This window comes from Acinetobacter lwoffii, assembly GCF_024129685.1.
In the GTDB taxonomy this organism is placed as follows: domain Bacteria; phylum Pseudomonadota; class Gammaproteobacteria; order Pseudomonadales; family Moraxellaceae; genus Acinetobacter; species Acinetobacter lwoffii_X.
Genome location: NZ_JAMXXL010000021.1, coordinates 43,718 through 67,606, shown reverse-complemented (window position 1 = coordinate 67,606; position 23,889 = coordinate 43,718). Strand labels below are relative to the sequence as shown.

Here is a 23,889-nt window from a genome sequence, read left to right as displayed (position 1 = left end):
CAATAAAAGAAGAATAGCAATTGAGCATGTATTTGGCAGTCTAAAAACTTTCAAGATCCTTGCGGAACGTTATCGCAATAGAGCTAAAAGAGTCGGTTTGAGATTCAATCTAATTGCTGGAATTTATAACTTGGAGCTGAGTAAAAAATGATTTATGAAAGAGGTCTATTTAAGATTTCAATTCTTGTCCATTTATCTATTTAATTCAGCAGATTTGTGGAATTTTATTTTCTAAATAGGGACAGATCATTGAGCTCATCTGTCATTTATCTCTTTAGCCACCCTTCTTCACTAAATAATGAAATTCTTTATTGCCATTTTCATCCAGTCGTTCTTCCTGAAACAGCAACTCATGCCCCAAATGCATACAGAATTTTGGAATATCCCACGACGTTGAATTATCCGTAGCAAACACCTCAACCACATCACCTGCCTTGGATTTACGGATCGCCTGATGCAACATCATGACTGGCTCAGGACAACGCAAACCTCGGGTATTCAATTGCAGACTTGGAATAATTTCAGTTGGGGACATCGATAGACTCAGGATGGAAAGACCGCCATATTTTAGCATAAAGCTGCGATTACATTGCTGCTTTGCATATGTGGCCAGTTCCAAAATCAGCACTGACTCGCGCGATCAAGACTGCGCATCATATTTACAATAGACAAGCGTATTTTCTGCGGTATGATAAAACCACGTTTTTTTAGATATTAAGAGTCTTCAGGAAAAATCATGCACGAGGAATCAGGCCCGTCGTGGGGTATGCGCGGCTTACGTAAATGGCTGGGAACTGCACCCGAAACTCGCGACGAACTGCTAAAATTAGTACAAGATTCACGTCGATTTTTAGAACCCGATACTGTTGCCATGCTTGAGGGCGTTCTTGACCTCCCGGCAACCAAAATTCGTGAAGTCATGACGCCTCGCACGTCCATGATCAGCTTGCAGGAAGATGACCAACTGCTGGATATTCTGCATGTGCTGGTCGAGTCTGCACATTCACGTTTTCCGGTATTTTCATCCGATCAGACCGATAATGTAGTCGGCATTCTGTTGGCCAAGGATTTATTGCCTTTTCTGACTGAACCGACGGCCAAGGTCGATATTCGCGCGCTTATGCGTCAGCCTTTGTTTGTTCCAGAAAGTGCTCGCTCCGATCAAGTGCTACGTATGCTGAAGAATACCCAGACGCATATTGCCGTAGTGATTGATGAATATGGTACGACTTCGGGTCTGGTGACACTGGAAGATATTCTAGAAGAAATTGTCGGTGAAATTGAAGATGAACATGACAATGCTGATGAAGAAGCATACTACATTGTTCCGGACAATGATCCGACTACGGCCAATACCTGGGTAGTACAAGCGCTGACCCCGATTGAGTATTTCAATAATATGCTGGATGCGACTTTCCCGGATGATGAAGTGGAAACCATGGGCGGCTTGTTATTACAGGAAATTGGTCTGGTGAGTGATCTTGAGGGTCAGACCATTGAACTGGAAAACTGGCAATTTACCATTCTTGAAGCAGATTCACGCTCGATTCACCTAATTCGAGCCGTGCGCCAATGAGAGCGTATTTTGATAAGCTGTTGAGTTCGTCTCAACAGCAAAAAACCTTGCCGCTGATCTATCCTGTTTTAATTGCCTTATTTGCAGGTGCCATTTTCAGTTTGGCATTAGCCCCCTATCATTACTGGTGGCTGGCGATTCTGTCTCCGGCACTGCTCTATGCCTGCCTGCGCGGACGTAGCGCAAAACAGGCCTTTGGCATTGGCTGGGCTTACGGGATTGGCTTGTGGTTTGTCGGCGCATTCTGGCTGTACACCTCGATTCATGTCTATGGCGATACCAGTGCATTTCTCAGCGTCGTGATGATCCTGATTATGGCGCTGGTGATGGGTCTGTTTAGTGCCGTTCAAACGTTTGTCTATCGCCGCTTTTTCCCAGAAACCCCTTTAACCTTTGCCCCGCTCTGGGTGCTGTTTGAATGGTCCAAGACTTGGGTCTTTACCGGTTTCCCGTGGCTATTTGCTGGCTATGCCTTTACCGAACGCTACTTGGATGCTTATGCGCCTTTATTCGGGGTGTTCGGGGTGTCTTTCGTGGTGATCATTCTGGCCTGTGCACTGGTTGAAATTCTGAATAGACGCCTGTTCTGGGCTATTCCTTCGGCAGTTTTATTACTCGGTGCCTGGGGCGCAGCACAGCTGACGTTTGTTGAGCAAAAAAATCAAAAGCCTTTAACGGTTTCCCTGATTCAGGGCAATATTCCGCAAGACTTGAAATGGCTAACTGAATATCAGGTGAAGACCTTATTGATTTATGCCAATTTGAGTAAAACCGAATGGGGCCGTGATCTGATCGTCTGGCCGGAATCTTCGATTCCCATGTTCCAGACTGATATTGAAGCCTTTCTGGAGGCCATGAAAGTACAAGCTGAAAAATCAGGCACTGCATGGGTGACCGGCATTCCATATTGGGATTTAGCCGAATCGCAGACTGCGGGCTATCCAAAATATTACAATAGTATTATGGCCAGTGGCGATGAATCCGATGGCCTATACAAGAAGCAACGACTGGTTCCCTTTGGTGAATATATCCCCTTATCAGGCTGGCTGAGCTGGGTCTTGCCAGGTCTGCAAAATGATCCTTCCATGAGTGGTTTTACCCGGGGCGCAGATCATCAAAAACCATTGAATGTGAAAAATCATCCATTGGGTTCTGCAATTTGCTATGAAGTGGCCTACCCGAATTTGACCCGTCGCAATGCCAGCCAAAGTGATTTTCTGGTGACCGTGTCTAATGATGCCTGGTTTACCGGCACGGCAGGACCATTACAGCATCTGCAAATGGTGCAAATGCGTGCTAAAGAAAATGGCCGCTGGTTTATTCGCGCCACCAATACCGGTGTAACCGCCTTTATTGACCACAATGGCCACATCGTAAAAAAAGCCCCGGTGGATCAGGAAGCGGTATTACGTGGTGAACTTCCAGCCATGCAGGGCGAAACGCTGTATATGAAACTCAGTGATTGGCCAGTGATGATCTTCTCGGTTCTGCTTTTGCTTATTGGATGGCGCTTCCGTCCACGTAAAGTGGATGTTAGCTTTAAGTCAAGAAGATAATTTCTTCAAGTCCTTCTTTTACAAAGGGGGACTTAGGAGGATTCCTGAATATAGCATTTTATCAACCCCTCCTAAGCTTCCTTTACGAAAGCGAAGAACACTCAAGGCAATAAAAAACCGAGGTCACAGCCTCGGTTTTTTATCTCTTTAAAACTTAAAACTGTATAGCCAGATAACACACCATACTGGCAAGAGACAACATCGGCACATGACGATACAGGCTAACCAGTGTCTGCTCAAATGCTGAACCTTGTTCGGCTTGAATGCGGATTACACTCGCATTTAATGCTGACCAGAAACACAGGACCAATAAACTGCTCATCAAGCTGATAGCAAAAAAAGCCACCATAATCTGGCTGCTGCCTTCGGTGCTCTGCCATAAATGGACAATACCCTGACTGATCGGCAACATGCTTAAAACCAGAAGAACAGATTTCAGCATCGACCAATGAAATTGATTGATTTCATCTCCCAGAATAAATGCTTTCATGTGCTTCTCCGTTGGCGAGTCAAGTGCCATTCAGATCATTATGAGCTTTTTTAAATAAATAGAAAGTTTATGTTTATTCATATTTTACGAGAATTGTAATAGATAAATATGGGAATAATTCTTATTATAACTCGCATATCAATTTTATTATTTCATTATTATAAATATCATTAACTTACATTATATTTAATAATTAAGAGTTATTATCACTTCACTTCGTATTGAAATAGCCTATTAAGTGAAGTGATATATGCCATCTATCGAGAATTTATAATGATTCTCAATTAAGGCTGATAATAAATATCGGCATCTGTTCCTTCACCACCCGATTGACCATCTGCACCAAATGAATACAGATCGAAGCTTCGACCATCGGTGCCCGGAATCACATATTGCAGTTCATTATCCCAGCTGTCTTTTGGAAAACCGCCTTTGACATAACCGCCCGGCACCCAGTTTTTTGCAGTCGCTGGCTGATTCACCAGTGCATCCAGACCACCTTCCTGCATACTTGGATACTTGCCATTGTCCAGCTTGTATTGATCCAGTGAACCTGCAATGCTTTGTAACTTGATCACGGTGGTATCGACTTTGGCCTTTTCACCACGTCCCATCACGTTCGGAACGATCAGCGCAGCAAGCACACCGAGAATAACAATCACCACCATGACTTCGATTAAGGTAAAGCCTGTCTGTTTATTTAATTGATTCCTTTTCATTCAATCTCTCTCATTTATTTGCATCATTCAGAATTTCCACTTGAATCTTGATCACAGCAAAATTCTAACTGGCTTCTGTTTAAATCATATTATTCATATTCACAATTGGCAGCATGACCGCAATCACAATGACCAGAACAATACTGGCCATCAGGACCAGCATTAAAGGTTCCAGCAAAGCCAGTAAAGTTGAAATCAGGGTGGTCACTTCACGATCCTGCATCTGTGAAGCACGCTCCAGCATTCGGTCGAGCTCACCGGATGCCTCGCCACTTCTGATCATTTGTACCATCATCGGCGGGAAATAACCACTGCGTTCCAGTTGGGTTGCCAGGTTACCGCCTTCGGTCACTTTTTCCGCTGCCAGATTCACCGCATCACGGATTACCCAGTTATTGCTGACTGCAGCACCAATGCGCAGTGCATCGACCAGCGGCACGCCAGACTGGGTCAAAATGGATAAGGTACTGGCAAAACGTGCGGCATTAATCCCGCGTGACAATTTGCCGAATAAAGGTAATTTTAAGGTCAGACGGTCAAAGGCATAATGCCCGGCGGTGGTTCTTAAAAACCGGACCAACAGGAAAATCCCCAAAGCCCCACCGATCAATAAAAATGGCCAGGCAATGCGGATAAAATCACTGGCTTTCATCAAGGCCACGGTAATCCACGGCAAGGCATCTTTACTCTGGTCAAAGGTCTTGACGATATCTGGCACCACATAGGTCATCAGCCCCATCACGATCGCAAAGGACATCAGCATCAGGATAATCGGATAGACCATCGCACCCTGGATTTTTTTCTGCATGGCAAAGCGGTTTTCGGTATAGTCTGCCAGTTGGTCCAGAATCAGGTCTAAATGCCCGGAACGTTCACCGGCGGCAATTGTGGCAATATACAGCTCGGGAAAACGTCCGGATTGTTGCAAGCCCTGCGCCAGACTATGCCCTTCCAGCACTTTGGAGCGCACCGACATTAGCAGGTTTTGTACATGGACTTTTTCACTTTGCTTGCCGACGGCGCGGATGGCTTCTTCTAGCGGAATTGCAGCAGCGACCAGCACGGATAACTGCCGGGTCATCAGAGCCAGATCGTAGGCGGTGATGCTTTTTTCAAACCATTTTCGACGATGCTGTTGGTCTTTTTTTTCAACAGGATCAACAGAGACAGGAATAAGTGCTTTATCCCGTAATTGTTGCCGGATCTGACGTGCAGAATCCCCCTCCAGCACGCCTTTTTGCTGCTTTCCTGAAGCATCAAGCGCAATAAACTGATATGCAGGCATTGTAATGCTCTAATTTTCCAAAATTTTGCTCAACGCTGTTGCGTCAGACCACCGAAATCATTCATATTCTTTGATATAAATTATCTGCTCACTCTAACATAATCGAACTTTAAGCACGACGAAATTTCTTCAGGATCTCCACCCCAAGATATGCAAAATTCTCACACCGATTCCAGTCTACTTTATCGCGTACGCGTTGCTGTACCTGTACATGTATTTGATTGTTTTGATTACACAATGAGTGCAGAACAATTTGAACAGGCGCAGATTGGCGCACGTATACTGGTATCGTTTGGTCGGCAGAATCTGGTCGGGGTGATTATCGAAAAACTGCCTGCAGACACTCCTCTCGACCCACGCTTTAAGCTTAAGGCAGTAACCGAACTGCTCGATGAACGCGCCATTATAGATGCCAAAGTTTTATGTTTGTTGACATGGTCAGCGCAGTATTACCAGTTTCCGATCGGTGAAGTCGTCCACAGTGCCCTGCCGACTCTGTTGCGTCAGGGTAAGCCTTATAACCTGCTGGCCCGTACCTGGAAATTACTGGACCCTGATGCCGAGGCCAAAGTACGCCGTTCGGACAAGCAGCAGGAAGCTTACCGGATTTTAAAACTGCATCCGGTCGGGACCACTGAAAATGTGCTGAACATGGCCGGGATTGAAACCGCGACCTTAAAAGCGCTGGAGAAAAAAGAGATTTGCGCCTGTGTGCTGGAGCCACAAGATTTCAATCCGCAGCCGATGCAGCTGGCACAAATGCCGCTTACTGCCAATCCTGAACAAAAACATGCAGTCGAACAGGTATTAAAATATCGCAATCAATATCAAGCTTTTTTACTGGACGGTCTGACCGGCAGCGGTAAAACTGAAGTGTATTTGCAGATCATGGAACAGGTACTGAAACAGGGCAAACAGGTGCTGGTGCTGGTGCCGGAAATCGGCCTGACGCCGCAAACCATCAGCCGTTTTCAGTCCCGTTTTCATTGCCATATTGCGTTGCTGCATTCCGGGCTGAATGATTCCAAACGGCTACAAGCCTGGCAGTCGGCAGAAACCGGCAAAGCCTCAATCGTACTCGGTACACGTTCTGCCATTTATACCCCGATGCCGAATCTGGGCCTGATCATTCTGGATGAAGAACATGACCTGTCCTTTAAACAGCAGGAAGGCTTCCGCTATCATGCCCGCGATGTCGCCCTGTACCGCGGCCATTTACAGCAATGTCCGGTAATCTTAGGGTCAGCCACACCAAGCATTGACAGTTATGCGCTGGTGCAACATGGCAAGATGCAGGCACTGGAGCTGAACCAGCGTGCCGGCACGGCCTTGATGCCCAAAATCCATATTCTGGATTTAAAAGTTGCGCAAAAAAAGCATGGGATTAGCCTGCAATTGATTCAGGACATCAAAAAGCGCCTGGAGAAAAAAGAACAGGTGCTGATTTTTTTAAACCGCCGTGGCTATGCCCCCGTCCTGCTGTGTGGCAGCTGTGGCTGGCAGGCGAAATGTCCGCACTGTGATGCCAACTTCACTGTACACCGCCAGCCTTATCAGCATCTACATTGCCATCACTGCGGTACTATTCACCGTATGCCGGAACACTGCCCACAATGTCAGCATCAGGAACTGATTACACTGGGTATGGGCACCGGCAAAGTCGAAGAGCATCTGAATGAGCTCTTTCCGGATTTTGAGGTGATTCGGGTCGATCGCGATTCCACCAGTCGGGTCGGCAGCTGGCAAAAAATCTATGACAAGATTCAGAAAAGCGAACCTGCCATTTTGCTTGGCACCCAGATGCTGGCCAAAGGCCATCATTTTCCTTATGTGACGCTGGTGGCGATTCTGGATATCGATTCCGGTCTGCTCAGTGTGGATTTCCGTGCTACTGAACGGACTGCACAACTGATTGTGCAGGTGGCAGGCCGCGCAGGCCGTGGTGAACATAAGGGTGATGTTTACCTACAGACCCTCAGACCTGATCATGCCCTGCTGAATACCCTGGTCAATGAAAATTATCGCGTATTTGCCCAGCAAACCTTAAAAGAACGGCAGATGGCCAGAATGCCGCCCTATCGTTATGCCATCCTGATTCGCTGTGAATCCAAGGATCAGTCACAAAATACCGAATTCTTACAGAAACATGCAGCACTCCTCAGGCAATATCCTGATCTGGAGCTGGACATCTGGGGACCGATTCCTGCGCCAATGGAACGCAAGGCGGGGCGCTATCAGTCGCATATGGTGCTATTGTCAGCGGATCGTCCACGTTTGCATTACTATGTGCGTAGCTGGTGGCAAAACATGCTGCAGGACAAACCTTCTAGCATGAAGCTCACGCTGGACATCGACCCTCAGGAACTGAGCTAAAAGATATTGCGCCTGAGGATCGATCTGGAATACGAAACTGCAAGTCTGGATCAAGAATAAATTTAGGGCAGGAAAATGTCGATACTGTTACAAATAACACTGGTTCTGGTCATTGCACTGTTGATAGTGCCACTGAGTAAAAGGCTCAGATTGCCAAGTGTGCTGGGCTATCTGTTAACAGGGATCATCTTAAGTCCAAGCCTTTTGCACCTGATTCAGACACCCGAAGTCATGAGTAGTTTCATGCAAGTCAGCCTGATGGCACTGATGTTCTGGATCGGCCTGCAACTCAGACCACAACGCATTGTGCAGATTAATCCCTCCCTGTGGATGATGGCTGCTTTACAGGTACTAATCAGCACCCTGATTTTCACGCTCATGGCCTGGGTTTTCCTTCAGCAAAGCCTACTCGCCAGCATTGTAATTGGACTCGCCGGCAGTTTGTCCGCCCTGACTTTGGTGATTCAACATCTCAATCATCAGGAACAGTTCGCCACCAGCTATGGTCAGCAAGCCTATTCGATTCTGCTGATTCATGCTCTGTTGGCCATTCTGGTGATTGCAGCCATTCCCTTATTTGCCGGGATTCGCTCGACCGAACATGGCGTGGCCTACTTTGCTGCCCTCATCGCGACGTTGAGCGGTCTGTTCCTGTGTAATCGCTACCTGATGCAACCGCTGTATCGCTGGATTGCCAAAAGTGGCAGTCATGAACTGCATGCGATTGTCGCGATTGCGGTGACCTTGGGGTTGCTGGTGTTAATGAATACCCTTGGACTGAATCTATTTCTCGGCGCCTTGTTTGCCGGCATTTTACTGGCAGATTCAGATTTCCGGCCTGCGGTAGAAAGTACGATTCGACCTTTTCAGGGCGTGTTGATCGGCTTGGCCTTTATCAGTCTGGGCATGTCACTGCACTTAGCTGATCTGCTGGATTTCCCCGGAATGATTCTGGGCGGCACTTTCGCTTTGATCTTGGTCAAGTTTGCAATCAGTCTGGCATTGGCACGTTATCATCAAAATAGCTGGCGCAATAGTACCCTGCTGGCAGCCAGTCTGGCGCAAGGCGGCGAATTTGCCTTACTGGCACTGGTGATTGCAGTATCCGACCAGATTATTACGGCCAATCTACTGTCCCCCTTGCTTTGGATGGTGAGTTTTTCCTTGCTGCTGACCCCCGCATTTTATTGGTTATTGCATAGCCAGATCTTACCGCGTCTGGATCGCCACAATCATCTGGCGGCAACCTTTGAAACCGATTCCAATCCTCAAGCCCATACACCAATCCTGCTGATTGGCTTTGGCCGCTTCGGACAGATTATTGCCCGGATTTTACTGCAGCAGCAACACGCTTTTAGTGTCATGGACAGCAATTTGCCAGCCACTGAACTTCTGGCGCAGTACGACATCCCTTTCTATCAGGCAGATGCAACAGAACCGGAAGCCTTGATACAGACCGGCATTGCTACAGCGCAACAGGTGATTGTGGCGATTGATGATATTGAAGACTCGATGCTGATCGTGCGGCATCTGCGGCTGAATTATCCTGAAACCTGTTTATGGATACGTGCCCGTGACCGGCATCATGTGCATTTATTGCAGGATTTGGGCGTGAAACACATCTGGCGTGAAACTTATCTTTCAGCTTTGGAACTCAGTCAGGCCTTACTAAACCAGCTCAATCCTGACCTCGAAAATAGCCAGCAACAGATTCAAAACTTCCGCGAACAGGATGAAAAACTGCTCAACAGCCAATATCATCTGGATCCGGATGAACATCCAAATTATGAAAATCAGCGGAGCAGTTTAGCCGAACTGGAGCATCTGTTTGCCCAGGATCAACGCCATAAAGCGCAAAAACAAGCTACACAGCAGCAACAGGATACAAACGGCGCAGGAATTGATACGTTAAGAGATGAACTGTCATAACTTGTGTTTTACAATAATGACACCATTAAAGCAGGGTTATGGAGAATTTTATGTCTGATTTACGCCAACGCTTTTTTATTGAAGATAGCCCTGTTCGTGGTGAAGTGGTGCATCTTGAAGAAGCTTTACAAACCATTTTAGCGCAACGTGACTATGCCCCTGCAGTTAAAATCCTGCTAGGTGAAATGCTCAGTGCCACTGCACTGCTGGCCAGCACATTGAAGATTAAAGGACGTATCAGCCTGCAAATTCAGGCATCAGGCACATTTAAATGGGCTATGGCTGAATGTAACCATTTGGGTGAAGTTCGCGCTTTGGCTGACTATGAAGAAGATCCGCACTTTCTGGTCGGTGAAGACAGCAGTACCGTGTTGAAGTCACTCACCTCTCCGGTTCTGTTCATCAATATCGAACCAGAATTTGGCGAGCGTTATCAGGGGATTGTACCCCTTGATAAAGAAAATTTGGCGGGCTGTCTGATGCAGTATTATGACCTGTCTGCACAGATTCCAACGCGCATTGTGCTGGCGAGCGACCATCAGCGTGCAGGTGGTTTACTGATTCAGCTGTTACCACGTAATAGTGAAGAAGAACAACGCCGGGTAGATGAAGACCTATGGCCACGTCTGACCATGCTCACAGAGACCCTAAAAACTGAAGAGTTAGTCGGTTTGCAAGCCACTGATATTCTGTATCGTTTATATAATGAAGAAGAAGTGCGTCTGCCAGATACGGAAGTGTTGAAGTTCGGTTGTACCTGCTCTAAAGAGCGTTGTGCAGTCGCTTTACAGCAAATCGGCGTAGAGTCGATCCGTGAAACGCTGGAATTCCAGAATCCGATCGAGATGGACTGCCAGTTCTGTAATAGCCAATATACCTTTACGGCTGAAGAAGCCTTGGGTCTATTTGGTAAACACCTGAGCTAAGTACTTAGAATCCTTAAGTTTAAAAGCATTCCTAGGAATGCTTTTTTTATATTTTAAAACCTATGGGACTGAGTTCAACAGAGCGTATTCCCCTACATTAGAAAACCCGTCTACTCCCTGAATCAAACTCTCCTGTGAATCCAATCTAAGAATCCCTGTTGAATTATAAGATTATTCACATTAACAAAACCTAAATATTCATCATTTTCAAAAAATTATGAGAAAGACTTCACAGTTCATCCTATTGATTTAATTATGCTTTTAAAATAAATTAGAGCAATAATTCTAAAATGAATACATCATCAATTTAACAGGTATGTTATGAGAAAATTATTGAATACTCTAGTAATGGGGATGAGTTTAGCAGCAGTTTCTAGCTTAGCCTTTGCCTATGAAGATCCGTTATTGGGTAAATGGAAAACCATCGATGATCAGTCTGGTTATTCTCGTGCGGATGTAGAAATTCGCAAGAAAGCAGATGGCAGTTATGAAGGGGTGATTGTCGAAACACGCAGCCTGCCTGGCGCAGAAAAAATGGGGATCTGTCATAAATGTCCAGGTCAGCTCAAGAACAAGCCTTTTCTAGGCCTGCCGTTTATCTGGGACTTTAAGGCAGATCCGAAAAAACCACGTGAATACCATGATGGCAAAGTACTTGATCCGATCAGTGGCAAAGTTTATAAGGGTAAAGCACGCTTAAGTGCTAATGGCAAACGTCTGACCTTACGTGGTTATGTGGGGGTATCAGTGATTGGCCGCAGTGTCACCTGGGTAAAATATTAATTTCAGAAAGATTTTCAAAGCCCCTGTATTTGGGGCTTTTTTCTTTGTCATGATTTGAAACAATAAGGTACAAATAAAAACTGTTTTGGGACAGCTAAAGTCATAATAATGGATCGAAGACGGTTATTTTTTATCCATTTATGATGATCAACCTTCAGCCTCGTTCAATTTTGCCCTTTGGTCTGCTTTGCAGCCCTGATATGGCACCCTCTATTCAACACAGGAAAGTGATTGAATACGCTTTGTCGATAACACATAAAATTATAAAAACCACTTCAGCTTTAACCTTCTTTGCCTCGCATGCTGCTGATAAAGATCCGGTCAGACCGACTGATTCATCGACTACCAGCACATCCCGACTCTTCACTCATGATCATTTGAGTCATCACTCTGAGTCTGCATGTCCAAGGATTGGAAAGCGTTCTATTTTAGTACCTTCCCTTTCTCTGGATTTTGCACACTTGGCTGTTTAAGGAGTAGACCCATGACTACGATTCAGTATCAAGAAAGTTTTTCCCACGGTTATACCCCCTCAGAAATTATGGACGATCGTTCATTTGACTTGATCCACTTTGCAGAAGCGTGTGGACAAAGCCCGGAATGGGTCATGCAGTTAATTGAACATGGAATTTTACCCAATCGTTCCACAACCCCGACCAGCACTTTCCTCGGCGAAGATATCTCGCGTGCACAACGCGCCTATCGCCTGCAACGTGATTTTGATGCCTCATTTAGCGCCGTTGCCATGATGCTGGACCTCATTGATGAGGTGCAGGAGTTACGCCGCGAGGTCAAACACTTGCACTTCAAGTAAATCCTTTTCATGTTCTGTCGATCTGCATTTTCAAGTGCAGATCAGAACATATTTATATTTAATTTTATGATTAGAGTATAAGAATCCCTATGAAAACCAAAGATTGCAATAAGAAAATCAAATACATGTTTCCCGAATACCGCGACTTGATTGTGCAACTTCGCGAGGAAAATCCCTATTTTGCCAAGTTATTCGAGGAACATAATGAGCTGGACAAAGAAATCAGCCAGCTTGAACTTGATCCAGTCAATCATATCAACAATGATATTGAGGCGATCAAGCGTAAAAAACTGAAATTAAAAGATGAAATCTATAAAATACTGACTCGAACAGCTCAAGTTGAGTGATCAGCAGAACAGAGTGTTGATTTCTACAGAGCTAATCTAAAATTGAAGTCCACTGATCTACGTGTGCTTGAAAAATAGGACAACTTTTATAAATATCGATTGATAAAGGTAGCTCTATTTTAATTTGGTCAGCTTTTCAACTTCTTTCATGGTCTCTTTCACTGATTGCTTAATCGGCTCATAGTCCAGGAACCAGAACAGATTCACGTGTTGATTCTTATGCTGTTGTGCCAGTAGATCAATCACACTGCGCTCCCCTCGGCCGACCAGATGTCTGCGATAGAAATAATACACCAGCAATACCGTGCTAATGAACATGATCATTAACATACTCCAGAACCCGACAGGAGATTTCGCCCCCGGAATAAATTCAAAGTTCATCCCGTAAATCCCGGTCAATAAGGTCAGCGGTGCAAAAATAGCGGTAATTATCGCCAAGATGCGCATATTTTCATTGGTCTGATTGGCAATGGCTGAAAAATGCAGGTCGATAGCCGCCTGAATCGAGGCACGCAAACGAACAGTGTGTTTTTGGATGCGCTCTACATGGCTGACCAGGTCATTCATTCGGACCAGCATAATATCCTGCCGTTCCGACTTCTTCTTGCCTTTCAAGTGTGGATAATTATCGATAATTTCATCTCGCAGTTCTTGCAAGGTATCAATTTGCTCTTCACAGAGATTTTCCACTTGTTGAAAAGATATGCTTTCTTGCAATAACTGGTTCCATTTAGTAAAGCGGCGATGCCCCTGTAATAACTCCTGTTGCCAGAATTCAACCCGTCGGGTTAAAGGCACACGTAAATCCAAATAACCATCCACCATGCTATTCAGCAAACGTAACGATAAATCCAGCGGGGTCATCGGGAGTTTTCGTGACTTATTTTGTTCCTGAGTGGAACGGATCACATGGGTTTCAATACGGGAAATATAATTTTTTATTGCTTTATTGCCTTGCTCACGTACTGTAATCAGCACTTGAGGAGTCATGATAAAACTAATCGGAGTAGTCGCCAGACCAAATACTTTTTCATGCTGTTCCAGCGCCTGCTCACCGCTCTCGATGTCATCATCCGGGGTAATCAGCTTGCGAAAAATAAGCAACTCATAGTCATCCATGCTATCAAATACACAAGGATGTTCTAAATTAAGAATATCGTTTACATGCAATTCGTTTAGGTATAAATGGGTCTGCTGTTCTATTTCTTTTTGCCAAGTCTCAGCCCGATTAACCACATCTGCCCGGGTATAGTCGATCCAGATAAATTCAGGTTCGGCTTGAGCAATAGGCTCTTTTTGTACAAAAATATGATGTTCGGTCGGATGTTGGTAAAAATAATAAACCTGCATTAAGACAATTCTCTATTCACAATTCTGCTTTTTGTTGTTGCAGGATAGAGCTAGGCCTTCCCCATCTATCCGTCTTAAAATTATGAGCCGAGCCGAAGACTTAAGCAATCCAATCAGTCTTTATTTGCGTAGCAGAATCTTATTGAAGGCATAAAAAAAGCCCTGAGCCAGCCAAAGTAAACACTTTGACCAATCTCAGGGCTTTTTTGTTGTTATTCACATGAGTTTTCCCATGTGAATATTTTAAGAATTAAACTTGTTCGATGTCTTTCATCGTCAATTTGATACGGCCACGGTTATCAACATCCGCAACCTGTACTTTCACTTCTTGACCTTCTTTCAATACATCTGCCACGTTCGCAATACGTTCGTTTGAGATTTGAGAGATGTGAAGCAAGCCATCAGTACCTGGCAGGATATTTACGAACGCACCGAATTCAACGATACGAATCACTTTACCTGTATAAATTGTACCTGGCTCGATTTCAGCAGTAAGTGCCTGGATCTTGGCAACTGCAGCTTGCGCAGCCGCTTTAGTTTCACCAAATACGCGAACTGTACCGTTATCTTCGATATCGATCGCTGCTTTAGTTTCTTCAGTAATTGCACGAATGGTCGCGCCGCCTTTACCGATCACATCACGGATTTTATCCGGGTTAATGTTGATCACCTGGAATGTCGGTGCGTGCATCGAAATTTCAGGACGCGCACGTGAAATCACTTGGTTCATCTCATTCAAGATGTGCATACGACCCGCATAAGCCTGATTCAATGCAGATTCCATGATCTCTTCAGTGATACCTTCGATCTTGATGTCCATTTGTAGCGCAGTAATACCGTTTGCAGAACCAGCTACTTTAAAGTCCATGTCGCCCAAGTGATCTTCATCACCCAAGATGTCAGAAAGAACTGCGAAACGCTCGCCTTCTTTCACTAGACCCATCGCAATACCTGCAACTGGTGCTTTAAGTGGAACACCAGCATCCATCAATGATAATGAAGCACCACATACAGACGCCATTGAAGATGAACCGTTAGATTCAGTGATGTCAGATACGATACGGATCACGTATGGGAAGCGGTCAGCCGCAGGAAGTACAGCTTGAACACCACGACGTGCCAGACGACCGTGACCGATTTCACGACGCTTAGGACCAGATTCACGACCCGTTTCACCTACAGAGTATGCAGGGAAGTTGTAGTGCAACATGAAGTTGTCAGTTTTGGTACCTGCAAGAGTATCAACCATCAACGCATCACGTGTATTACCCAAAGTCGTTGTGACCAAGGCTTGAGTTTCACCACGTGTGAACAATGCAGAACCATGAGCACGATCTAGAACGCCTACTTGTACGTCGATTGCACGAACAGTTTTGGTATCACGACCATCAATACGTGGCTTACCAGACAGGATGTTGTCACGTACGGTACGGTATTTAAGGTCTTCGAACAGCTCATTTACTTCTTCTGCAATGCCAGTTTCGTCATTTTCAGGAACGAACTGTGCAACTGCTTCTGCATAAAGCGCGTCAAGTGCCGCATAACGGTCTTGTTTCACTGCAATCGTGTAAGCTTCAGAGATTTTCGCTTCGAAAGCTTCTTTCAATTTACCAAGAAGTTCTTCGTTTTTAACTGGAGCAACCCAAGTTGACTCAACCGCGCCTGCAGCTGCAGCAAATTCTTTGATCGCCTGGATCGCAATTTGCATTTCGTCATGACCGAACAATACAGCGCCCAGCATTTGGTCTTCTGAAAGCTCTTTCGCTTCAGATTCAACCATCAATACTGCAGATTCCGTACCCGCAACAACAAGATCAAGATCAGACTCTTTAAGTTGTTCAAGGTTTGGGTTCAGGATGTATTCACCGTTGATTAAACCAACGCGCGCGCCACCAATCGGACCACGGAAAGGTGTACCAGCGATAGACAATGCAGCTGAAGTACCTAACATTGCAGCAATGTCAGCATCCATGGTTTTGTCAGAAGAAATAACAGTAGCTGTAACTTGAATTTCGTTAAAGTAACCTTCTGGGAACAACGGACGAATTGGACGGTCAATCAGACGTGAAATCAAAGTTTCAGCTTCAGACTGACGGCCTTCACGCTTGCCATAACCACCCGGGATACGACCAGCAGCATATTGCTTTTCTTGATAGTTTACAGTCAATGGGAAGAAGTCTTGACCTGCTTTTGCTTTAGGCTGTGCCACAACAGCAACAAGTACTTGTACGCCGCCCATGGTGATCACAACAGTATTTGCCTGACGGGCAACACGACCTGTTTCCAGGATAACGTTGTGCTGACCGAATTGGAATTCTTTACGAATAATATTAAACATTGACATGTTTTATTTTTTCCTAGTTCTTGTGAACAATTATTCTAGTGGAGACCCCTAAGGTTTGGCATTCATGACCATATGGACGAGTAAATGACAAAGCTTAGAAGCCGACCTCACCAGATTAAATACTATTTTTAAACACAAAGAAGGAGCGAAACATTCGCCCCTTCCACTGGCTTAGCGCAAAGCTAAACCGACTTTAGTTTTCAGCAATAAAGCACAAAGCATGCAATACACCCGAAAATAAAGTTTAAATCGAATTAACGACGTAAACCTAAAGCACCGATCAATGCTACATAACGACCGTGGTCTTTACCGTTAAGGTAGTCAAGTAGTTTACGACGTTGGTTAACCATACGGATAAGACCGCGACGGCTATGGTGGTCGTGTTTGTGCTCTTTGAAATGACCTTGTAAATCATTGATTTGAGCAGTTAAAAGAGCTACTTGAACTTCTGGTGAACCAGTGTCGTTTTCAGCGCGAGCGAATTTAGCCATGATCTCTGCGCGATCTGCGTTAGTTAAAGCCATTCGATTTCTCCGAGATGCTTGTATATTTTGATAAAAATCAAAGTGATGAGAATTCAAAACCTTGACTGCCGTGCATCACTACAGCAAGTTGCATATTTTAAGGGAAAACGCATCAAATTGCAAAAATAGATCCAGATTTTTGCATGGTTTTGGTTGCTCATTGATACAGCTCAGATCCGATGACTCTTGTTCCTTAAAGATTTAGGTTTTGCATTATTTTAATGAAATAAATCCAGAATAAATTAAATATAGAAACTCCTTTGAAAAGCCCGCAAACCCTTTAGCTCGCTTGAATCTTCAGCTACTCCCCATAGAAAATGGATAAAAAAAAGCCCGAGTAAACTCGGGCTTTTTGGCGCTGTAGTTCTTTCTCTTATCATTATTATTTATTGTATTATTATGGCGTTTTACGCTTATTATTATTTTCAAACATCCTGTTGAAAAATCATCTTCCTTGTGTGGTAGATTTTGCCATATTCCCACCAGACAAATAGAGGTATTTGCCTCATTTTGCTGTAAGCCATTTCGTACATCACAGGGTGAAAATTTGCATAATGTTACATAGCTCTCGTTTTATTTAACGCTATTTACTTAAGTTTACTGGCTAGGGCTGAAAATTTTTGCTAAGAAATTAGGATAAAAATCCAGCAAGCTTCCTATAAAAAAATCAGGATATAAAAAAGCCTTGTAGTCTCTCCCAAAACTACAAGGCTTAGCGGCTGTAAGTTTCCTCTTTCACTTACTTCACTGTAAGTTCGCTGTCTACCGACATTATTATTATCATTATACGATTATGCTCAACTTTCCGTGTTGAGTTATTTTGTAGAACCAATCTTCTCAAAAACCGAGCAAAAGCTCTATGCGTCAATTTCCTGAATCCTTGTAAGCTTTTACCTACAAGATTTGATTATTTTTGCCAATTAAATTACTAGATTTTTCAATGATTTTTTGGCTCAAACCACTTTTCCGGGTGGTTCTGACACAAAGTGCTTGTGTAAAAGCATCATAATCTACCAATAAACTGACCACTTTTTTGGCTCGAGTAATTGCAGTATAAATCAACTCTTTGCTCAATAAATTTTTTGCATATTGATCCAGCACCACTGCGGTATGGGAAAATTCTGAACCTTGAGATTTGTGAATGGTCAGTGCAAAAGCAGTTTCAATACTTTTAGGTAAACGGGTGGCTAACACCCATTTTTCTAAACTCGGAAAATACACTTCAAACTGGTGCTGACCAGATTGCTCACGTAAAAAACAGATGCCAATATCACCATTGGACAGCCCCAACTGATAGTCGTTATAACTCATCATGACGGGGCGTCCGACATACCAGTCGCCCTGTTTCAACTGCCCTTGGGCTGCTAAAAAGCGTTGCTCAATCTGCAGGTTGATCTTGATCAGACCCAAATCACCAGAACGGATTGCTGTTAAAATCCGGTAATCATCAAAAGTTTTGACTACCTGTTGCACATACTGCTCAAAATCAGCTGAGTTTCGTTCTGTTTTTATGGCCTGTATATAAGCCTGATAACCATACATCAGCTGGTCATAATACTGATTCAAGTTATGCGCGGTCTGTTCGGCGCCAGCGAGCAGGTACTGCAGCTGCAAATGGTCGATCTCAACCTGATCCAAATCGATCGCCTGTAACTCACTGGCTGCTAGAATCTGTTGCTCAAATTTCTGCAAGACGTGAGAAGGCTCATGATTCTGCTGGATAAACTCCGCCATTGCGCCAATCTTGGCCCCAGTCGCAAAACGTCGTGTGGTGATTAAATTGACCCGATTATCGTCCAGAGTCGCTACTTGCTGTAAATCTGCCAGTACCGTTCCGACATCCACAGAGGCCAGCTGGTCTGCATCACCGAGTAAAATCAGCCGTGCATGAGACGGTACGGCGGCCAGCAACATCTGTGACAGATTCAAATCCAGCATTGAGGCTTCATCGACCACGATCACATCATAGGGCAAAGGCTGTTTGGCATGAAAGCGTGGCTGTCCGCGAGTGCCCAGACCCAATAAGCGATGCAGGGTCACCGGTTGTAACTGTTTTAATGCTTCTAGCTCAAACTGTTGTAGAGCTTCACTATGCAAGGCTTTTTGCAGTGCTTCTTTCATGCGCTGTGCGGCCTTTCCGGTAGGTGCTGCCATGGCAATCCGGATATTTGGCAAGGCTTCATGCAGGACCGCAATCATATGCGCCAAGGTATAGGTTTTACCGGTACCCGGACCGCCGCTAATAATATTCAGCGCCTGCCGCGCAACCATTTCCAGTGCCAATTTTTGCTGTGGATCTGACAATAAATTGCGATCACGTTCGGATAAATCAATAGCGGCAACCGGTTGGGCTTTAATCCGAGCAATATGTGAGGCTACTGCCTGTTCCAGTTGCCAATAGCGGTACAGATATAAATGCTGATCTGCACAAATAAATGGTGCAATTCCTGTACTTTGCTGACGGCGATCTAGAACCAGATTATGTAATAGGGCAACCTGCTGAGGATCAACTTCGATACAGCTATCCCCTGCCTGTATCGCCTCAAGCAGTTGCTGAATCAAGAATTTTGCTGCCGGATCAAATGTAGCCGTACTAAACGGCGGCTGACACAAATAGTCAATCCAGGCTATTAAACTGGAATCTTGCTGCGACACGTGATTCTGCTCATTTTCCACACAGTTATCCTCAAATTTATCCACAGGATAATTTTCTGTTTAATCTTTATATATTTTATAAAACTGCAAAATCATGCTGATTTTTTCTGCTCAAAATAGCCCAATATTTGATCCAGTTTTTCTATGAATTCCAGGCTCGGTTGCCAATGATAAGCCCCTTGCTGCGCCTGTCCATTCATCCCGCGCAAATACAGATAGGTCGCGCCGCCCAATTGCTGCTGAATCGAATAACCCTGCATATTGGCACTCAGGTACCGATGCAGCGCCACCAGATACAAAGCGGCCTGCAACCAGTAACTGGACTGGCTCATATTCTGCTGAATTGCCTCAGCACTATAGTGCTGCTGATCAGGTCCGAGGAAGTTACTTTTATAATCGGCAATATGGTAGCGCTGACCATCGAAATACACCAGATCGATGGAACCGGTCAGATACCGCGCCGATTTGGCTTCATTAAAATCGCTCATGACCATGTCATGTTCGAGAAACAGCTGATGGATTTGCCGAATCTGCAAAGGAGCATCGGTCAAGGACAGATAAAAAGGAAATTCTGACAGATACTGTTTAGCCTCCAGCTGCGCCAAAGCAAAATCTACCTGAATCGGAGTGGCCAGAATGTCATGTACCCAGTCATGCATCAGGTTCAGCAAAATATCTTCTGTAATCTCGTCCAACAAGCCATCAAAAGCAGTCTGGAAAATACTGTCCACATTCAGCGATTCAGTGCTTGCAGAGCGTGTGAGCTGGGCCACTTCCTGTTCAAAAAACTGGATAAAGGAGTCATCCTCCAGCCCATCGAAATACACCTGAAACTGACCTAAAAATTCTAGCAGACCCGAACGATCGAGCTGTTGTGCCGAGTGAAACAGCTGCTGCCATTGCTGGCGATAAGCTTTGCTTTGGTCATGCAGGCGAATTCCGGTCAATAACTTATAGTTCAGGCTGGACAATACGCGCTGCATACTATGACGCAATTCCTCGGCTTTGAAATCTGCCTGAGCTGTGGCCTGAAACAGGGTTCGCAGATTCACCACAGCGGCCTGATAATGCAGGGAAAAGGCCTGTTCCAGTACACTACGTATATGAAAAGCCTGTTCAAATTTTTCTTTCAGTTCCTGCCAGATTTGCGGTGCGGTATTTTTAAAACGGCGCCGGATTTCCAGATTCCAGTAACTGCTGTCCTGAAAATCGATATGTTCAAAAATGCTGTGCAAGAAAGTTCCGGCCACTGTACCTTTAGGAAAATTCAGCCTAATCCAGTCTAAGGGCACGGCTGCTGGCTGTTCTTCCAGACCGGTAAAATGAATTTCATCGGCGGCACTATCGGGCTGTTCTGAAGCCATGACTAGGTCATCCTGCAAGATATGTCCATGTAGCTGATGCTGTGACAAAGCCGTAAAACTGGTTTTGGTTCGCGGATAAAACTGCCGCTCTGGCAAAGGTTGCGCCCGCATGTCGACCTGATGATGGCTCGACTGCTCGACCAGACGCGGTGGTTCCTGAGACAGCGGCTGCTCGACCAGACTTAAAGCATGTTGAAACAGTTGATCTCCCTGACCACGCCAGAAGGCCAGCCCGGAATCGGACTGTGCGTTCTGGTCCTGCAGCATGGCATATACCCGGTGACTGGCACGGGTCAGCGCCACATACCAGAGCCGGTGGTTTTCGGCAGCATTACGCGCTGCATTCTGCAGAATCGCCTGCTCATGCAAATTCTTGTGATTGACTGCAATCACCCGGGATTGTTCCAGGATGTTGTCCTGTTCAGGCGCAGACAGGGAAAAATTCAGATTGCCTTTATTCACATCAAAAGCAGCATCTGCTCCCAATAAAAACACCACTTTAAATTCCAGCCCTTTGGAGGCATGAATGGTCATCAGCTGCACCCCATGATCCCCAGACAGCTTGCGTTCTTTTTCGCTGTCCTTGCCTGAAGGTGACTGAAGCTGGCGCAAATACCAGTGATAGAGTTTTTGCGCCCCCTGATAATATTCACTCTGCTGGCTCAGCATCTCGGTCAGATGGCGCAGATTGACCACCACCCGCTCATTGTCCAGACTTTGACTGGCCACCAGATTGGTCCAGACCTGAAACAGGTTCAGTGCATAATTCCAGGCGGTCAAAAAGCCTTTCTCAAACCACATTTCCCGAATTATATCCAGATCCGCAATATAGCGACTGAGGCCTTCACTCTGGCTTTGCAAATCAATCAGTTTTTTCAGATTGAAGCCCAGCAGACGGGTTAGTAAAGCCCGCTTGACCTTGGCCTCATTGAAAGGATCCATAATCGCCGTCAATACGGCCGCGACATCCTGAGCGATGGGACTGGCAAACACGCTCTGTTTGGATTCTTTATAGGAGGGAATGCCCATACGCTGCAGACGCTGCTTCACCTGTTCCAGAGCAAAATGCCCAAATCCCAACACGGCAATATCATCTGCGCTCAGGCTTTGCTGATGCTCTTGCTGCTGAAAGTACAGTTGCTGCTGGGCAGACTGATTCAGCAATGCACGGATTTTCCAGGCCACCTGGTCTGCCTCCAGGTCCGATTCACCTAGCTGAATCCATCGTAAAGGCTGCGGGTTGATCCTGCCCATATCGACCAGATCTGGATGCGGGCGACTACCGGCCTGAATCAAGGTGTACTGCACCTGTTCGCCAAAATCCATTTGCCGCTGGAACAGCGCATCAACTACTTCTACGAGTGGTTTGACTGACCGATGGTTCTGCATCAGGGTATATTCGCGGCCCTGTTTATGCAGCACATCGGCATGTGCCTTGTTATAGGTGAGCATATCGCCGCCACGGAAACCGTAAATTGCCTGTTTCGGATCACCGACCATAATCATGCAGCCGGACTGCACCCGGTTGGCATCACGCCAGATCTTGGCCAGCAAATCATCCTGATCCTGATTGGTGTCCTGAAATTCATCGACCAGAATCAGCGGATAACGTGCCTGTACAAACTGGGCAAAACGCTGTCCCTGCTGGCCTTGCAATGCTTCCGCCAATGTACGAATTTGCTGGGAAAAAGTGGTTTCACCCTGCTGCTGCAAGGTTTGTGGCAAACGGGTCTGCACACTTTGAATAATATGAAATTCCAGATAGGTCGTAAGCTGTTGCAGCTGCTCATCCAGATACTGTTTGACCTCACACAGCGCATCAATTGCCACGATCAGACTATGTTGCAAAATCAGCTGCTGCTCTGCATCCGGACAGCTTTTGTTAAAGACCTGAGTGGTCGGCTGGAAATCGGTTTTCTTGCGGCGCAAATGGCACAGATTCAGTAAAATCGGCTGCAATTCAGCATCAAAGAAACTCATGCCACCCTGATTTTTCAGGGCTGCGCTCCAGGTCATAAAGTTTTCACAAATTTCGGTTAACTTGGTCAAAAAACTCTTGTGAAAATACTTCGGACTTTCCTGACAATAACGCCGCATGACGGCAAGATCATGCTCCTCAATACTCACTAATTGACTGATGCAGGCTTCCAATTTGTTCAGGTCACATTCAGCCAGTTCGATCTTGCGGAAATGCTGCTTGCTGAAATTCAGGGCATCACGCACCAGCCCGGTATAATGCTCCACCGGTTTCAGCAGATTTTGAACATACAGATGATTGACCATATATTGCGGCTGCTGCTGAATCCAGTCACGCAGCACATCATGAATCAGCTGCTGAATATACAGATCCTGATCTTCGGTCAGTTCTGCACGTTCAATCTTGCCACTTTCAAAGGCAAATTCACGTAACAGTTTCTGGCTAAAGCTGTCCAGGGTGCCGACAAACAGTTCATCCAGCTGGTTTAGCACCAGACGTAAACGGCGACGGGCATAATCCAGCCGTGAACCATAATCTTTCAGTACCTGCTGAAATAAAGGATCGGTTTCATTCTGGATTTTTGCTGCGATTTCAACTGAATTGAGCTGCTGATGACGCTGGATATAAGCCAGCGTTTCCTCGACGCGAAGCCGTACCCGGTTTTTCAGTTCAGCCGTGGCCTTACGGGTAAATGTCGTCGCAATCACCTGATGCGGATAATACTGGTCCAGAAAAATCCGCACCATCAGACTGGAGAGCGTATAGGTCTTGCCGGTGCCTGCCGAGGCTTCAATCCAGTGTAGGCCCCGAAACTTCATGTCCTGAATCGGATTGGTAGAAATGGCTGTTTGCGTCTGCTGCTTTAAGAAAGTCATA

At 45.5% G+C, this 23,889-nt stretch carries 18 protein-coding genes; 9 read left to right on the top strand and 9 right to left on the bottom strand.

Annotated features, from left to right (window positions below; all coding sequences use genetic code 11):
• Nucleotides 1-151: transposase (locus NI464_RS10925; protein WP_253138373.1), on the top strand; the 151-nt coding region annotated here is incomplete at its 5' end.
• A gap of 123 nt (nt 152-274) precedes the next feature.
• Here the strand turns inward: NI464_RS10925 and tusA are convergent.
• A complete protein-coding gene (tusA, locus tag NI464_RS10920; RefSeq protein WP_253138372.1) occupies nt 275-535 on the bottom strand; it encodes a sulfurtransferase TusA in 261 nt (86 codons plus the stop codon).
• A gap of 201 nt (nt 536-736) precedes the next feature.
• Here tusA and NI464_RS10915 point away from each other — a divergent pair, with 201 nt between their 5' ends.
• Together NI464_RS10915 and lnt are read left to right on the top strand one after the other, a co-directional pair.
• Nucleotides 737-1,576: an HlyC/CorC family transporter gene (locus NI464_RS10915; protein ID WP_004278564.1), complete on the top strand. Its 840-nt coding sequence runs from the start codon at nt 737-739 to the stop codon at nt 1,574-1,576.
• The gene (gene lnt, locus NI464_RS10910; protein WP_121980074.1) at nt 1,573-3,132 is read left to right on the top strand and encodes an apolipoprotein N-acyltransferase; all 1,560 of its coding nucleotides are present in this window, start codon (nt 1,573-1,575) and stop codon (nt 3,130-3,132) included. Before NI464_RS10915 ends, lnt begins: the two co-directional genes overlap by 4 nt.
• A 154-nt stretch (nt 3,133-3,286) precedes the next feature.
• On the opposite strand, the gene NI464_RS10905 is transcribed toward lnt, so the two are convergent.
• The 3 genes from NI464_RS10905 to gspF all read right to left on the bottom strand — a co-directional run bounded on the left by NI464_RS10905 (nt 3,287) and on the right by gspF (nt 5,626).
• Nucleotides 3,287-3,622, bottom strand: coding sequence for a hypothetical protein (locus tag NI464_RS10905; protein ID WP_121980075.1), 336 nt, complete (start codon nt 3,620-3,622; stop codon nt 3,287-3,289).
• A gap of 284 nt (nt 3,623-3,906) precedes the next feature.
• The gene (gspG, locus tag NI464_RS10900) at nt 3,907-4,341 is read right to left on the bottom strand and encodes a type II secretion system major pseudopilin GspG (RefSeq protein WP_004278567.1); all 435 of its coding nucleotides are present in this window, start codon (nt 4,339-4,341) and stop codon (nt 3,907-3,909) included.
• 79 nt (nt 4,342-4,420) lie between these two features.
• On the bottom strand, nt 4,421-5,626 hold the full coding sequence (gene gspF / locus NI464_RS10895) for a type II secretion system inner membrane protein GspF (RefSeq protein ID WP_121980173.1): 1,206 nt from the start codon (nt 5,624-5,626) through the stop codon (nt 4,421-4,423).
• A 150-nt stretch (nt 5,627-5,776) separates the two neighbouring features.
• Here gspF and NI464_RS10890 point away from each other — a divergent pair, with 150 nt between their 5' ends.
• The 6 genes from NI464_RS10890 to NI464_RS10865 all read left to right on the top strand — a co-directional run bounded on the left by NI464_RS10890 (nt 5,777) and on the right by NI464_RS10865 (nt 12,798).
• Entirely contained in the window at nt 5,777-7,999 is a 2,223-nt protein-coding gene (locus tag NI464_RS10890) for a primosomal protein N' (RefSeq protein ID WP_121980174.1), read from the top strand.
• A gap of 75 nt (nt 8,000-8,074) precedes the next feature.
• Nucleotides 8,075-9,928, top strand: a complete 1,854-nt coding sequence (locus NI464_RS10885) for a cation:proton antiporter domain-containing protein (protein WP_004647345.1) — start codon at nt 8,075-8,077, stop codon at nt 9,926-9,928.
• A gap of 50 nt (nt 9,929-9,978) precedes the next feature.
• Nucleotides 9,979-10,854, top strand: coding sequence for an Hsp33 family molecular chaperone HslO (hslO, locus tag NI464_RS10880; protein ID WP_004647344.1), 876 nt, complete (start codon nt 9,979-9,981; stop codon nt 10,852-10,854).
• A gap of 321 nt (nt 10,855-11,175) precedes the next feature.
• Nucleotides 11,176-11,637 carry a DUF2147 domain-containing protein gene (locus tag NI464_RS10875; RefSeq protein ID WP_004647343.1) on the top strand — a complete coding sequence of 154 codons (462 nt, stop codon included), beginning with the start codon at nt 11,176-11,178 and terminating at the stop codon, nt 11,635-11,637.
• A gap of 484 nt (nt 11,638-12,121) precedes the next feature.
• Nucleotides 12,122-12,451 carry a chaperone modulator CbpM gene (locus NI464_RS10870; protein ID WP_004278573.1) on the top strand — a complete coding sequence of 110 codons (330 nt, stop codon included), beginning with the start codon at nt 12,122-12,124 and terminating at the stop codon, nt 12,449-12,451.
• An 89-nt stretch (nt 12,452-12,540) separates the two neighbouring features.
• Complete coding sequence (locus tag NI464_RS10865; RefSeq protein ID WP_004278574.1) at nt 12,541-12,798, top strand: HP1242/YdcH family protein; 258 nt, start codon at nt 12,541-12,543, stop codon at nt 12,796-12,798.
• A gap of 114 nt (nt 12,799-12,912) precedes the next feature.
• On the opposite strand, the gene NI464_RS10860 is transcribed toward NI464_RS10865, so the two are convergent.
• The 5 genes from NI464_RS10860 to NI464_RS10840 all read right to left on the bottom strand — a co-directional run bounded on the left by NI464_RS10860 (nt 12,913) and on the right by NI464_RS10840 (nt 23,888).
• Entirely contained in the window at nt 12,913-14,148 is a 1,236-nt protein-coding gene (locus tag NI464_RS10860) for a magnesium transporter CorA family protein (protein ID WP_004647341.1), read from the bottom strand.
• Nucleotides 14,149-14,398: 250 nt separating this feature from the next.
• Nucleotides 14,399-16,486 carry a polyribonucleotide nucleotidyltransferase gene (gene pnp / locus NI464_RS10855; RefSeq protein WP_016806862.1) on the bottom strand — a complete coding sequence of 696 codons (2,088 nt, stop codon included), beginning with the start codon at nt 16,484-16,486 and terminating at the stop codon, nt 14,399-14,401.
• Between the two features lie 260 nt (nt 16,487-16,746).
• Nucleotides 16,747-17,016 (bottom strand): 30S ribosomal protein S15, encoded by a 270-nt coding sequence (gene rpsO / locus NI464_RS10850; RefSeq protein ID WP_004278577.1) that lies wholly within the window; start codon nt 17,014-17,016, stop codon nt 16,747-16,749.
• An 894-nt stretch (nt 17,017-17,910) separates the two neighbouring features.
• A complete protein-coding gene (gene recD / locus NI464_RS10845) occupies nt 17,911-19,692 on the bottom strand; it encodes an exodeoxyribonuclease V subunit alpha (RefSeq protein ID WP_004647339.1) in 1,782 nt (593 codons plus the stop codon).
• 71 nt (nt 19,693-19,763) lie between these two features.
• A complete protein-coding gene (locus NI464_RS10840; protein WP_253138370.1) occupies nt 19,764-23,888 on the bottom strand; it encodes a UvrD-helicase domain-containing protein in 4,125 nt (1,374 codons plus the stop codon).
• Between the last annotated feature and the right edge of the window lies 1 nt (nt 23,889).